Origin of the sequence: Halodesulfovibrio sp., from assembly GCF_015482765.1 — a bacterium.
In the GTDB taxonomy this organism is placed as follows: domain Bacteria; phylum Desulfobacterota; class Desulfovibrionia; order Desulfovibrionales; family Desulfovibrionaceae; genus Halodesulfovibrio.
The window spans coordinates 1-14587 of record NZ_JADMLB010000080.1 but is presented as its reverse complement, the minus strand read 5'-3'; the positions used below and the strand labels follow the sequence as shown (position 1 = coordinate 14587).

The following is a 14587-nucleotide window of genomic DNA, read 5'->3' as shown; positions in this document are numbered from 1 at the left end:
GCTTCAGCGTTCTGGGAAAATGCCTCCTGTCCCTCCTGAGCTGGAAGGGAAGGCTTTGGAAGTCGAGTATGTCTCAGTTCTGGCTCAAGCACAAAAACTATCGGGAACAAATGCCATCAGACAGTTAACTGAACAGGTCGGGCGTATGGCAACGGTTGTTCCTTCTGTTTTAGATAAACTTGATTTTGACCAGTGTGTGGATGAACTCGCTTCAACAGCTGGGGTTCCGGCGCGTGTTCTTCGTTCTGATGAAGATGTTGCTGCACGTCGTGAGACAGCCCAAATGCAACTCAATGAGGCAGCAATGCCGAAGCAAATGGAGTCGCTAGCTAAAACAGTGGCGTCTGTTGCGAAGGCAACCAAGGATTCTCCTGAAGTGATGGAAACCCTCGCTTCCTCGTTGGGGATAGGAGTGGATGAAGAATCACAAAAAATGCTTCAGGAAGCGTTGTCCTTTACTGGGCGGTAAGGAGCCGTGAGCCATGCAAACAGATTCAGAATTACAAGGATTATGCGAACTGAGTGAGCATGATCTTTCTCAACTATTGGCAGAGGATTATGGCGCAGAACAGGCTCGAAATGCTGATGCTGAAGCCCGAATGCTTTCGTATTTACATGACCTGCGTGAGGTCTTGAGGCTTGAGTCCGGAGCAGGGGTGCGAGTGTTGCGCATGTGGCTTGATGAAGCGTGCGTGAATAACAGGCTGGCACGGGATGACCATATGCGAGAGCGGGTTGCCCTTCTGGAATATGCACGGGATCGAATGGCGGATGTGGCGTTGGCTGACCCAGTCTGTCATGTTCGATTACAACTTCAATTTTCGAAAGAATGGGCGGCAGAAGGGAATGCGCTGTAGTGGGATTAACTGACATTTACATGAAGAGAGCAAATAGCGCGGTACAATTGGGAGGGGCTATATGCAGACTGTAACGGGAAAAGCAGACAGTAAAACCGTAACCGGTTCGGAACAGGGAGTTGTTCCTACTTCTGTTGGCGGAGAAAAGGGAATGGCAGCACAAGCTGCAAAAGAGCCTGTCATTCCGGCAAGCGGTACAGCACAGATGGGTGAGCATACAGTGCTTGGTGGGCAGAATAGTGCAACTTCGAAGTATGCTGCAATGTCGGAGAGTGCTGAGGCGGGGAATATGAAGGCAGAAGCCGGCTTGACAAAAGCGGGCGCACGAAGTGGCGATGCTTCTAAGCCATCACCCTTTGCTGTGAAATTTCCTGAGAGTATGCCTGTGTCTCAGGAGTTATTGGATAACTATCAGTCATTTTGCAGTGATTGCGGGCTGAGCAATGAACAGGCGCAGCAGGCTGTAGACTTTTATTTGAAAGAGCAGACCAGACAGATGGATGCTGAACGTGACTTGTCGAGGCAGTTGCTTCAAACAGGCGCATGGAAAGGGAAGTTTGATGAGCGGCTGTCTGTAGCAAACAGTGCTGTCAGGGCTCTAGATGCACAGCTTGGAGGAAGACTGCAACCGATGCTTGAAGCAGGGCTGGGTAACAACCATGTTTTTGCTGAAATGATGGCGTGTGTAGGGGATTTATTGCAGGAAGAAAGTTTTATTCCTCATGCAGGAGGCGGTGCATCTGCCCGCTCTATGTCTACAGAAGATTTTTTACGTAATGAAGTTTTTAAAACTCGCTAGGAGGGGAGAATATGGGTGCAACATTAAAAGAATTGGCAACGGTTCACAGTACAAAACAGCCGCAGCAGGTGGATAGCTTAACTGAAGAAGCTCCAGTGCTTGGTGTTATTCCATTTGAGGAAGCATCGCATGGCCTTTGGAATATGTACGAAGATGTTACCGATGTTGAAGGCGCAGGCTGGGTTGAAATGAACGCTCCGCTTCCGGGGGTGGATGTAACCAGTGACCTCAAAAAGGTCGATCTTTCGATCCTTGGTGGTGAGATTGAGTGTCCCGAAGATACAGCTCGCATGTTCGGAAACAAAGAAGCGTACTTTGCGCGCAAGTTACCGAAGATTATTCGTAAGTCCGGTATGGCAGCAGAACAGCGTATTATTTATGACAACTTTTTGCGCTGGGCGGCAGACAATAAACGCATGGTCAGTGCCGGTGCATCGACTGACGATTGTTATTCAATGTTGGCAGTACGTTTTGTATCTGGCGAAACGACCGGTCTGTATTCGAGCGAAAGCTTTAAGCAGGGCACATTGCTGGATGTCCAGCCGATTAACGGTGGACAGCTGTATAAAGCGTCTTCCGGTAAGCATGAAGGTGTTCTTTGCTACGGCTGCCGTTTGAAAGCGTACTTCGGGCTGCAGATTGCCAATGCTCATTCTGTTGCGGCGCTTGTAAACATCAATAAAAACAATATGCCGACAGCTATGATGATTGATGATCTTCTTGCTGACGTCCGTGCAACATCAGGCAATACCTACCTGTTTATGCATGGTAAGGCACAGACTCTTCTTAATGAACATAAAGGGAAATCCTTGCAGGTTCTTCCAGGTGGTCGAGATCTGGATCGACAGGTTACTCATTGGAATGGTGTTGAAATTGTTACTTCCTATAACTTCCTTGATGGCACTGAGTCTGCCCGAACCGTGTAAAAAGATAAGGTGAGTCAGTAATGTACAAACATACTTTACGAGTGAACGGCGAATATTTGGCGAAAGCTCAGACTTTTCCTGCAAATACAAACGCCATTGGTAACGGTGGTTCAAATAAAGCAGGATCAACAATGGGAGCTGTAGAGGTGGTTATGGCTGCTGCGGAAGATGTAACGCTTCCAGCGACCACACGTGTAACACTTCAGCTTGAAGGAAGTGACAATAATACCGATTTTACGTTGATGCCTGTTGCATTTTCTTCGGTGACTTCCGGTACCGTTACAACGTGCAAGGCCGGCGATGAGATTGCGCGTCTGCCCGTGCCTTCGAATGCTCCTAAGTACATGCGCTGCCGCATTGCTACGGATAAGGCCGGTGTGACCGGTAAGGTTGATGTGTTCTGTGACTTCCTGCCTCGATAAGCTGCCTTGTAATACCAAGAACTAATATTGTGCCCAGAGAATGAAAATTCTCTGGGCACATGAATAACTATGAGAGGGGGATGAATGAGGTCGTCAGTATCAATCTGTAATAAGGCACTGCAGTACGTGGGGGGCAGCCCTATTCTTTCATTTGATGAGAAAACTCGTGGTGCTGAACTCTGCAGACACTTGTACGAAGAAGTACGTGATGAGTTATTGGAATCACATCATTGGAGTTTTGCTACTCGCTATATGATGTTGCCTAAATTGCCGGATGCCCCGCCGTTTGACTTCTCAACTGCCTATCAACTGCCGCCGGATTGCATCAGCGTTCGCCAGTTGGAGGGGGGGAAGCCTTTTGAAGTTGTTGAAGGGGGAGTGTTGTATACGGATGGTGGCTCGGCACGGGCAATTATTACAGTACGTGTGGTTGATCCTATGCGCTATCCAGCTCTTTTTGTGGAAGTATTTGCACGTAAGCTTGCTGCTGAACTGGCAGTTCCTCTTATGAACAGCAGCAAATTAGAACAAGCAATGTTTAAGAAATATTTGGATTCGTTTGCCCGCGCTACGGCCGTTGATGGGGCGGAAGGGGTGCGTCAGGTGGACGAGACCGATGGATGGCTGCAAGCCCGAGAGCTGTAACGAGTAAAAGGCAGGAGGTAAGAATGAGTTCAGTTACAGTTGTTCAGAGTAATTTTAACGGAGGGGAACTTACTCCGTTAATGGGAGCCAGAAAGGATCAGGTTCGCTACATAAATGGCTGTTCTTCACTGGAGAATATGGTTGTGTTGTCCCATGGGCCGGCAGCACGGCGTCCGGGGTTCCAGTTTCTTGGAAAATGCAGGGGGAATGCGACAAACGTTCGTTTGATTCCGTTCACATTTAACGCAGATCAGAATTATGTTTTGGAATTTGGGCATAAGTATATTCGATTCTGGAAAGATGGTGGACAGGTTATGAATGACGTTGGTGCTCCTGTTGAAATTACTAGTCCTTGGACAAGTGAAATGTTGCCTTCCTTGTCTATTTGTCAGTCTGCTGATGTCCTTTTTGTAGCAAGCTCGTACTGTAAGCCGCACAAGTTATGTCGTTTGGGGCATGGGGTGTGGGATATTGAAATTATGAAATTTGGAAGTCGAATGAAGGCTCCAAATTCAGTAAAGGCAACTGCATCTGTTTCAGGGCCTAGAAAATATTCCTACGTGGTGGCTGTTGTTGATCCACTTACCAGAGAAGAGAGCGAAGTTTCGCAGAGAGTAACAGCGTCAGCTCCTGAAGAATTATCTGATGCATCGAATATTACGGTCGAATGGGATTCCCTTGAAGAGGATGCGATGTATGCCATCTATAAATGTTGGGATGAATCTGGAACGTACGGGTATGCAGGGCAGGCAAAAAAAAGAATTTGGACAGATAAAGGAGTCATTCCGGATTGTTCTGAGGGGAGCGCTATTGTCCGTAATGTTTTTGAACGTGACGATGAATATCCGGCTGTTGTTCAATTTTACCAACAGCGCTTATGCCTCGCTGCAAGCAACAAGCAGCCTCAAACTGTTTGGATGAGTCGTTCCGGAAGTTATTCTAACTTTAATATATCTGATCCGTTGCGTGATGACGATAGCATATCTGCCACAATCGCTGCAGATAAAGTAAACAGAATAGAATGGATGGTTCCGTGCAAACAGCTTTTATTGGGAACAGCCGGAAGTGAATGGAGTCTTTCTGGAGGCGATCAACATGCGGTATCGCCTGCTTCTGTTAGTTTTGAGCGGCAAAGTTCTATAGGAACGGCTCCGGTACCCCCGTTGCTTATTGGTGACAGTATTCTTTTCTTACAAAGAGGGGGGAGGGTTATCCGTGAATTCCAGTATTCGTTGCAGAAAGATGGGTATGTCGGCACAGAGCTGTCTATTCTTTCAGAACATTTATTGAGAGAAAGTCCTGTAGTTTCATGGGCGTATCAACAGGAACCGTATTCTATTGTCTGGTGCGTGTTAGCTGATGGAACTCTTGCAGCCTTTACCTATGAAAGAGAGCACGACGTGGTTGGTTGGCATAGGCATAGTACTGACGGGCGTATCGAAAGTATTTGCACTATCACCGGCGCAGACGGGGATGAACTTTGGTGTGTGGTGTCTCGCACAGTTGAGGGAGAAAAACAGCAATATGTTGAGCGACTAGCGCCTTTTCAATTTGGGGGAAAAGCCGGTCAGTTTTTTGTGGACTCCGGCATCAGTTATAGCGGAGAGCCTAAACAAGTTTTTTCAGGCTTGGAGCATCTGGAAGGGCGAACTGTGCAGGTGCTTGCAGATGGGTATGTTATGCCGCCTCTGGTGGTTGAGAATGGAGCGATTACGCTTCCGCAACCCGCATCAACAGTTTGTGCGGGGTTGATGTATACATCTGAACTTGTACCTACAGAGAAAGAGATCATGTTGCAGAGCGGCAGCAGTATAGGAAAGACTCGGCGGATAAACAGAATTACTATTCAGGTGCATGAGACTCCTTCTTTAAAAGTACGCGTCGGGGAGGCTTCTCCATTCTTTGTTGATGTGAATGAAGAAGAGTGGAGAAATGCTTCTGGATTATCTTGGACGAATGAGACTGTTGTTGAAGTCAATAGCGGATATGAGTCCCCCTCTGACGTTGTCTTTAAACAGGATGCTCCGTTACCGCTAACGATATTGTCTTACACAATGCAGATGGAGGTTGGGAGTAGGTGATTATTCGCAGAGCAGAGGTTGATGACGCTTTTGCATTACAGGGACGTCTCCGGCAGCAAGATTACAATGAAGTGTGGGCTGCTCATGGTCATGACCCTGATGAGGTTCTTGTCGTCTGCGCTCAATACTCTACCTTGCTTTGGTGTGCAGAAGTAGACGGAAATGTTGCGGCGGTTTTTGGTGTGGCTCCCTCTAGAAACGCAGCCGATGAGGGGCAACCCTGGCTTTTGGGGGCGGATGAATTGCGGTTTGATACGAAGGCCTTTTTGCGGTTGCCCGCGGAAATAATTCCCCGGATGCAGAGGGTGTTTCCTGTGTTACGTAATATGGTTGATGCACGGAATACCCAATCAATTGCATGGCTTCGTAGGATAGGGTTCTCAGTAGCAGATTCGCCTGTTCCATATGGACCGTTTTCCATGCCTTTTTATTCGTTTTGTAAGGAGTAGCACATATGTGTTCGATTTTTGGGGCCGGTGCGGCATTGATGGGAACCGTTGGAACAGCAATAGGCATGAACCAGCGTAGCGGAAAAATGGTATCAAGTCAGCCTGTGGATACTTCAGCTCTTGATATTTATGCAGCTGAACAGAAAGCGCGAAGCATCAGAGCTCAAGGGGATTTGGCTGTAAATAGGGAACGGCGAAGAGCGTCGCGATCAGAGGGACGTGCTAAAACTCTTTGGGCGGCAAGAAATGTTGCGTTGTCTTCAGGGAGCGCCGTTGATTTGCTGGTTGATAATAGAACACTTGCTCAAGAGAGAATGGATGACATTCGTTATGAGAGCAATATGAAAGCATGGGATTACGATACGTCTGTGGCTAGAATGCGGGCATTGAGTACTCCCCGCAATATGGAATGGCAGCAAGACTCCTGGGCGGATACTCTCTCAAATCCGCTTTTTATTGCCAGTGGGGCAAAGGTTGGTTTTTCTTTGTTAGACCAGTATCTGTACCCACCGTTTGGCTCTAAAGAACGGCCTAGTATTAAAGAAAAAGATAGTCCGAAAACCGCTCCAGAACCAAACCTTAAGGTTGAAGGAGGGGGGGGATGGTAAAAAACACTAAAAAAACTATGCCGGATGATACACAAAGTGCATTAGCTGCCTTAGAAAAAATCGTTTATGCTGAAGAAGAGATGCGCACGCAAGGAGAGGGCGGTAACACTCCTTCACAAATATTTTTAAAAACAGTTGTCGAAGAGCAGAGCAATACAAAAGAGGTCATAGCTTCGCAGTTGGCAGGTAGTGCTGTCCTTCACATGCAGTCTGAAAATGTATCGCGGAAAAAGCTGCTGGAAGAACAGGTGCAGGACTTATCTGTCAGACGTTTGCACGGGCTGTGTGAGGACGCTGCCACACTTGGGCGTGCTTTTGCTTTCGCTGGAGATTCATCAGACGATAAAGTTACTCGGGAGAATGTCTTATCCGCGTTGAGAGATCTTCAATTGAAGTTGTCACAGACGCATGGACTTGCCTGTGTTGTTAATGGGAAGAATCCTACAGACGAGTCGAATTTGTTACGTAACAGTTCTTCAGCGTTAACAAGTAGTTTTTTGTGTGAGGTCGCAGCATATGATTCAGAGGCTGCGTCTGAACTGGTAAAAGAGTATGCTGAGATGCTTGTCAGTTCTGATCTGCAAGTTGTTTCTGGTATGTTGCTGCGTGGAGAAAGTGAAGAGGCATATTCTTTCTTATCACAACAAGTGACTGCTGATGAGCCAGTGGAGAGAGCAAAAGAACTTTCCAGTTTGTGCGCTAAGAGTTCTCCTGAGAACTTAAATATAGCTGAAGAAAGCTTTTCGTTGTTGAAGGAGAAAATTGATGTCGAACTCATTCAGATCAACGAAATTAACGTAATGCTCTCTGGCGTTAGGCGAAAGAGTATTGCAAAAAATATTTCCAGCTTACTTCGAAGCGGTAGGTTTGTTGAAGCTGTGGGAGCAGTCTTTGACTTTAATGACTTTTCTGAAGAAGAACGACTTCAATTGCTTCGGGTTATTCGGCAAGGGAAGTGGGTTACGAAACCGCAGCAGTATATTGAAGCCCTTACGTTGGGCGTAGAGTGTGAGTGTGTTGCCGAGCCGTATAGTCTTTTCCCCTCGGAAGCCTTGGCTCCTTATGACGCTTTGGCTTTGCATGAACTTTTTGAAGAGTATTCTCCAGCACGACAGCTTGAAAATGAACGATTGTTGGATCTGGTAAAAAAGTATGATGCCACAAGAATTCGTTCAAACGATGGACGTGAGAGTCTGCGTAAGAAGCAATCTACGCAACAAGATTCAGGAAAAATGTCGGAACTTCGATATGCGGTATATTCTGTGATATTGGCTCGAAAAGAGGGCCGAAGCGTTCTGAAAGTACTGCATGATGTAGAAAAAGTGCTTTTCGCCTGATAGATTATTCAGAAATGTATAGTTTTGCTCTACAAAGTTGTTAAAATATACATTGTATAACTGCACTAACAGTTGTGTGGTGTCGTAAGTATTCAATAGTGCATTTTAACTACGCACCAATGCGTTGCATCGTGAGCGATGTTTAATAAAGCTACATAATATAATGGAGCTTAGCACTTTCTTTGTTATCCTGTTCTTTCTAAGGGATAGGAGTAGTCGTGTATCAACAGGTCAAATGTATTCAACAGAAGAGTCTTGGGTCTGGCAGCCGGGGTGGAAGCGTGTGCGAGTATAGCTCCCGTTTGAAAGATATTCTGCAAGTTCAATACGGAATAGAGACGGCTTTACTGGAGTCTGTAGTGCGAAATGCTACAGGTGACGGGGTTGGTCGTTTGCATGAGCTGGTCGCTACTCAGAAATCGGTATTGCATTCTGATTTAGAAACAAAGTTGGTGTTACGCCAGTTTTATGAAGAGTTATTTGCTTTGGCTTCCAACTGTATGTTGTCAATGCTTTCGGTTCAGTTAATTCCAATGTTTGAGGAAGGAAGAGAACTGTACATGACAGTCGCATTTAACCGTAAAACGCTTTATGAACATAATAAAAAGCTCGTTTGTTGTATTGAAGAGCTTGATGAGGTGGGAGCCTGTGCTGCGTTACGCGGCCAGTTGTTGCGAATGGGGACATATTACTCAGTCTATTTGAATTGAATAAAAAAAGCCGCAATTAAGCGGCTCTTTTTATTGCTCGACAGCAAAAATATCGTACGGAAGTTGCGCTGTGCTGCGAGCGGACAGTCTGTGTTAGCAAAGAATTTTTTTGAAATTCCGCAAAACTGTTTTGAGCATGTTGTCAGATGGCTCGATAAAGCCAAAGTGCATGCCACGAACAAGACCGACCATAGTAGCCATCAGCATATCTGCTGTTTCCTGAGCATCAATATCTGCAATAATAGAACCGTCAAGTTTACCTTCTTCGATGGAATCGCAAAGGTAGCCGGTAACGTAAGCGTAAATTTCTTTGATCTGTACAAAGAAGTCTTCGCTGTTTCCGCAGTAACGGGTTGGTGCATCACGGAAGATGAGTGAGAATTCCATGTGGTTCTTTTTAACGAAAACATAAAAAGATTTAATCACGGATTCTACTTTCTCAAGTGCATTTTCCGGCTCGCGTACTTCAAGATATTTTTCAATATCTTCGATGAGCTGGTTTTTTACGTTCGTAATGAGTGTAAGAAAAATATCGTCTTTAGTGCGGAAGTGACGGAAGATAGTACCTTCTGCAACTCCAGCTTCTTTGGCGAGAAGACTGGTAGGGGTGTTACTAAATCCACGTTCTGCAAAAAGACGTGCAGCTGTATCAAGAATAATATCGCGTTTCATGGTAGCCTCATACCTTTATTTGTCAGTATGCAAATCAATTGTGCCAGTGGGTACTCGCACAGGTGAGAGGGGATAACGCGATACTTAGAGGCTGTCAACGAATAGAAGCAGATAATCGATACAGGATGCATAATTTTTTGTAATTACTTGCTGACTAGGGTGTTCTTCCCTGTAATAACAACAAATTTGTGTAAATTAACTTGATAGTCGTTTAGCTAAAAAATGTTTTATGAACAGTGTTATTCAGATTGCTCAGCACTGTGTTTGTAGACATCACGAAGTGCTTTACCGGTTTGAATAACTGTTGCCTCTAATTCATTCATAAGAGTGGTTACAGCATTTTTGTCTTCTGCTTCGGCTGCACGTGCAACACAGCTCGCCATTTTATCTACTTCCCTTAGGGCGTATTTTTGTGCTTGCTGCTGTAGTTTGTCCGCAGTCTGTAATATCCCTTGCATACTGTCTTGTTCCATTTGCAGAGAGATATCCTCAAAGGTCTCCTGAAGTTGAGAGATGATCTTTGGTATTAGTGGCAAAAAGACGATATCCAGCACTTCAGCCGGATGCACTGCTTCATCTGAGTTGAGTGTTAAGTGGCTTACGGCTTCGGTTAATGGTGCATCATTCCATACCGTGCTTTTTTCTTCAGCGATGCTGTTGTATGCCGTTTGGTTATCAGATGTCACTTGGTTTTCAGCCGCTTCTTGTTTCTTTTCTTGTGCGATTCTTTCAAACAGAGCTTTCTTGTCTTCGTCTTCAAGTTCATCAAAAGAAAACAGTGGAGGCGGTGTTACCGAATTTTTCTCCTCAGAGATTTCCTCAACAGTCGGCGCTTCATCAAGTAGCAAATCATCTTGTGCTTTCTCCAAAGGAGGTTCGGGGAAAGTCGTATCATTTTTTTGCTCTGGGTGAAGAATCTCTTTAACGTACTCCTCTTCTTCTGCAGTAATAATGCCTTGTACAGGCTGATCTGTTTCGCTTTCTGCTGGAGGAATCTCTTCGAACGTGTACTCGTCGTGTTCTTCAGAGTTTTCAGCCTTTGTTTCTTCAGAAGGTGTGCGCAGGCTTTGCTCGAGTTCTTCCAGAGAGGTTGTTATTTCTTCAATATCTTTTTCGTTAAGTTCCGGTAAGGCCGTATCTTCTCTCATTTCGTCGTTGAACTTTTCTTCGGTTTCGTTTGTTTCAAGTGAGAGGGACGGCAGGTCGATATGTTCCTCTTCTTCCTGATTCGCATAGGCATCAGAGTCGATATCAACTTGTTTTTTTAGGTTGGAATTATCGTCAGAATCATCATTATCTTCTTGAATAATATGTTCTTTTGAAAGAGCTATTGGTTCTGGTTCTGGTTCTGGTTCTGGTTCTGAGTCAATAGTAAGTCCAGAAAGCGAGAGCGGTTCAAGTGGAGGAGCTATGTCAGATTCATCGAATGTATTCTCATCTTCGAAATCTTCTGGTTCGTTACTAACAGCCTCGGATTCCGTTTCATGAAGCCCTAAGTCTGATAGTGCTGAAAGTAAGGATGCTTCTGTCGCAGGAGCAGTAAGTGCTTGAGAGTACCCTGAATCACAAAGTAATTCTGCGCTTACAGGACTATTGGCGATAGCAATGGCAGGTGCGGGGGTACTGTTAAGTTTTTTATCAATTTCTACTAATTGAGATAAAATAGTTATTGCATCCTCTGTGAGTTCCGCAGCCACAATGACAACGTCAGTCGCGAATTCTTCATATGTGGTAACAGCTTCATCAAAAGACCGTACTTCATGTGCATGAAATGTATCGGTGTCGAGTAGTTGAGCAATTGACTCAGTAGGCATGGTTCGGGTTTCGATAACAAGGAGTTGAGGCTCTTCTTCGTTATGCAAATTATCTTTTTTTGTAGAAGCGATCGGAAGCCGTTGGGCATGCTCTTCAGATGTGAACTGTGCGTTGTCGTAATTTTCAAGACGAACAGTGAAGGATATGGTGGTTCCTATGTTCGGTTCAGATTCAATGCAGAGAAAACCATCCATCAGGTGAACCAGTTCCGTAGTAACACTCAACCCTAGACCGGCTCCGCAGTATTTGCCGGAATTTTGTTCCGGCTCCTGACAAAAGCGATCAAGAACATCGTATTTGTTTTGTAGCGGGATTCCTCTCCCTTCGTCTTTTACTATAAAAAGTAGCTGAGTGGACTTTTCGGTAGAACTTAGGCTGGATACAGCAATAGAAATCGTACCGGAGTCGCTGAAGCGAACAGCATTGCCTAACAAGTTCAACAAAACTTGAATAAGTCGGCTGGAGTCACCGATGAAGTGAATTGGAAGGTCGGGGGAAATTCTCCATGTGAGAGTAAGCCCTTTTCCTTCTGTATGTGGCAGCATGATATTGTATGTATCTTTTAGCATGCTTTGCAGGTCAAAATTTCTTTTCTTAAGTGCTAACCTGTGGCTGTCTGCTCTGTTGAGATCAAGAAGATCTTTGAGTTGAAGTTGGAGAACATGTGTTGCGGATTGCAATGTGCGCAGGGCGTGCTCACCTTCATCAGGAATGGTAACTGACTGTAATTTTTCCCCCATACTGGCTATTGTCACAAGTGGTGACTGCAGATCGTGACTTATTTTTTGGATTAAATTTTGGGGTGTGAATGTTCCGGCATTATCGTGTGTTGTGTTGGTAACATTTGGTTGAACTTCAGCTCCAAAGAGGGCTATCGGAGTAAGGATCATAAGTCCCATTGCAACGCCTGCAAAAGGCATAAGTTGCAATATGCCTGCAATGTCGGCGGAATGTGCAGGGAGTAGCGCAAATAAACTGCCGAGGGCTGTTAGCACGCACGCAGCGGTAAAACGTTTCCCGCCAGTAATGCGTCGTGATATAGCTGCAATTCCCGGTATTGTTCCAAGAATTGCTAATGTAGGCCATAACGGTAAATAGTGTAATGTGCTGGAGAGTCCGGGGATAAGAGGAATAATCGCAACCAAAAGTCCGAGCAAGGACATTCCCCAGAGCTGTGCGTCTATAAAACGTGGGCAATTTGCTTTGTAGAAAAGATTTCGCCCAATATGCGGAAGAATAATGAGCGCAAGTCCAGGAAGAAGTATTGTCCATGCCGTTGTAAATTCTAGTCCGGCAACCGCTGAAGGAGCAGAGCCTAGCGTATAGTATCCGATTGTAAGTAAAGTATAGACGCAAAGCCAGAAACAGCTTTCTGCTTTAGTGAACACAGCAAGGAAAAAGTTTAGTCCGGCAATACCAAGCGTCAACCCAGTAAGCAGCCAGAAAAAAACTGAAGTAGGAAAGGTTGGCATAGCCATATTTTGAAGTGTGATTTCAGGCGTGAACCATATTCCGGGCTTTCCTTCAATGCTCAAAAAATATTCAGCAACGCCAGTTTTTGAAGCATCCGGAAGGGGAATGTGACTTCGGGTGATGGCAGAGGACTGCCAGCGCTGTGGATTGCTTGCCGGTCTGTAAAAAAGAGTTGTCGGACGCCGAACGAGTCCGCCAAATTGCATAAACGGGAAAAAATCGTTCATACGCCAGCGTTTTATTTGCTCTACTGGAATTGAAATACGAATCCATACTCGTTTTACAGAGTGCGGGATGGGAGTATGAGCAAGTGGTGTAAACACGTTGCTGAATTGCGGTGCGGCAATTTGTGAGATGGAAGCTGCCGGCGCGTCTTCAAAAAAAACATCATATGCAACGGGAACGCTGTGGTTGGATGCAAATGTTTTATTAAAAACAGGCAGGCAGAATGCAACTAAAATACAACACGAGGCAAGACAGAAAAGAAATTTACGAAAGCACGAAGGGGTAGGAAGCATATGATTCACCGTTATCGTTAACTGAGTTGCTAAGTGTTGAGATCATAAAACGATGAGAAATAAATGTCCATAATTCAAAAGAAAAACGCCGTCAGTGTTTGCTAACGGCGTTCAGTTGCTTTTTAGTTTTGTTATCTGTGTGCGTCGATAAACTCTTTAAGCGGCTTTCCTTGGGGAGTTGTGGCTGTTGGGTATGCTTTAAGAAGCTCTTCCCATACTGCAACACCCTTATCTTTTTGGTTCAGGTCATGGAAATATACAATGCCTTTATTGAATAAGGCGTTTCGATGCGTTGGGTTATGTTTGAGTGCGTTGTTGTAGCTCTCTATAGCCTTTTCATATTGCCCTGTACGACGATACATTGTTCCTAAATCCGTCCATACATTCGGATGTGCACTTTCAAGTTCAAGACTTTTTCCATAAGCCGTAATAGCATTCTCGGGGCGGTTTGCATCATAGTATGCATTTCCAAGCTGTTGCCATGCTCCGACATTGTCCGGTTCATTGCGTGTCATGCGTTCAAGGTCGAGGATGCGTGCTGTCTGTGATTGAGAAATTTGTGGTTGCTGTGTTTGTTGGGGAGCTGGAGCAGCGACCTGTTGTGCAGCAGGTTGGCCAGTGTACATTACGGTGAGCAGGTTCCCCAAAAAGATGCCAAGACAGAGGGCAAGGGCAATGCACATAATTGTTGTGCTCTTTTTTACGTACATCCCTTTTTCAAATTCTTGTTTCAAGCGTTCTACTTCGCGCTTTGTCATCATAGAAAACATCCGTCCTATATAATGTTACGTGTTAATTGGTAGTATGTTTTGGTAGCAATACCTATACTACATAGCAATAAATGTGACTGTAAAAATTATATACAGAAAGAGCTAACGCATTGATTTAGTTGTTTGTAAAAAAGAGCGTAGATTAGGCGCTGTATAATCTTACCTGAAAAGATAAGATTTACGTTGACGAGAAAAAGGCATTTGCGTAGAAGCTTTCAGACGTTGCGACACAAAGCAGCGTTTGTTCATTTATAGCTCGTTTTTGTTTTCTCTCTCTCTTTTTTTTAAAAAAATAAAAAAGAGTTTGACAGCGGATGGCGGAAAGCATAAACACTCCCTCCACGCCGCGAAACAAGGGTTTCGTCAGACAACGAAAGAAATTAAATTTTAAAAAGTTGTTGACAGTTTAGCGGCTGGGTGGCATAAACGCCAACTCGACGCAAGGCAAATTAGCCGAGCGGAGCTTTTTAAAAGCTCTTTGACAATTAAATAGCGAATCGGATTG

The 14587-nt window shown here is 45.0% G+C and carries 14 protein-coding genes; 11 read left to right on the top strand and 3 right to left on the bottom strand.

Annotation, left to right across the window (positions count from 1 at the left end):
* The 11 genes from QZY95_RS16535 to QZY95_RS16485 form a co-directional block, all read left to right on the top strand.
* On the top strand, positions 1-469 hold a 469-nt coding region (locus tag QZY95_RS16535), incomplete at its 5' end, for a portal protein (protein ID WP_290925589.1).
* Positions 470-482: 13 nt separating this feature from the next.
* Positions 483-857: a hypothetical protein gene (locus QZY95_RS16530; RefSeq protein WP_290925587.1), complete on the top strand. Its 375-nt coding sequence runs from the start codon at positions 483-485 to the stop codon at positions 855-857.
* A 61-nt stretch (positions 858-918) separates the two neighbouring features.
* Positions 919-1656: a hypothetical protein gene (locus QZY95_RS16525; protein WP_290925584.1), complete on the top strand. Its 738-nt coding sequence runs from the start codon at positions 919-921 to the stop codon at positions 1654-1656.
* Positions 1657-1667: 11 nt separating this feature from the next.
* Positions 1668-2582 carry a major capsid protein gene (locus QZY95_RS16520; RefSeq protein WP_290925583.1) on the top strand — a complete coding sequence of 305 codons (915 nt, stop codon included), beginning with the start codon at positions 1668-1670 and terminating at the stop codon, positions 2580-2582.
* Positions 2583-2602: 20 nt separating this feature from the next.
* Complete coding sequence (locus QZY95_RS16515; protein ID WP_290925581.1) at positions 2603-3004, top strand: hypothetical protein; 402 nt, start codon at positions 2603-2605, stop codon at positions 3002-3004.
* An 84-nt stretch (positions 3005-3088) separates the two neighbouring features.
* Positions 3089-3649, top strand: coding sequence for a hypothetical protein (locus QZY95_RS16510; protein ID WP_290925580.1), 561 nt, complete (start codon positions 3089-3091; stop codon positions 3647-3649).
* Between the two features lie 23 nt (positions 3650-3672).
* Entirely contained in the window at positions 3673-5730 is a 2058-nt protein-coding gene (locus QZY95_RS16505; RefSeq protein ID WP_290925579.1) for a hypothetical protein, read from the top strand.
* Positions 5727-6179: a hypothetical protein gene (locus QZY95_RS16500; RefSeq protein ID WP_290925576.1), complete on the top strand. Its 453-nt coding sequence runs from the start codon at positions 5727-5729 to the stop codon at positions 6177-6179. Before QZY95_RS16505 ends, QZY95_RS16500 begins: the two co-directional genes overlap by 4 nt.
* Before the next feature lie 5 nt (positions 6180-6184).
* Entirely contained in the window at positions 6185-6787 is a 603-nt protein-coding gene (locus QZY95_RS16495; protein WP_290925575.1) for a hypothetical protein, read from the top strand.
* A complete protein-coding gene (locus QZY95_RS16490; protein WP_290925574.1) occupies positions 6781-8124 on the top strand; it encodes a hypothetical protein in 1344 nt (447 codons plus the stop codon). Before QZY95_RS16495 ends, QZY95_RS16490 begins: the two co-directional genes overlap by 7 nt.
* A gap of 218 nt (positions 8125-8342) precedes the next feature.
* Positions 8343-8834, top strand: coding sequence for an FCD domain-containing protein (locus tag QZY95_RS16485; protein ID WP_365971567.1), 492 nt, complete (start codon positions 8343-8345; stop codon positions 8832-8834).
* A 93-nt stretch (positions 8835-8927) separates the two neighbouring features.
* On the opposite strand, the gene QZY95_RS16480 is transcribed toward QZY95_RS16485, so the two are convergent.
* The 3 genes from QZY95_RS16480 to QZY95_RS16470 all read right to left on the bottom strand — a co-directional run bounded on the left by QZY95_RS16480 (position 8928) and on the right by QZY95_RS16470 (position 14073).
* Complete coding sequence (locus QZY95_RS16480) at positions 8928-9506, bottom strand: TetR/AcrR family transcriptional regulator (RefSeq protein WP_290925570.1); 579 nt, start codon at positions 9504-9506, stop codon at positions 8928-8930.
* 239 nt (positions 9507-9745) lie between these two features.
* Positions 9746-13312: an ATP-binding protein gene (locus QZY95_RS16475; RefSeq protein ID WP_290925568.1), complete on the bottom strand. Its 3567-nt coding sequence runs from the start codon at positions 13310-13312 to the stop codon at positions 9746-9748.
* A gap of 131 nt (positions 13313-13443) precedes the next feature.
* Positions 13444-14073 (bottom strand): tetratricopeptide repeat protein, encoded by a 630-nt coding sequence (locus tag QZY95_RS16470; protein ID WP_290925566.1) that lies wholly within the window; start codon positions 14071-14073, stop codon positions 13444-13446.
* Positions 14074-14587 lie beyond the last annotated feature (514 nt).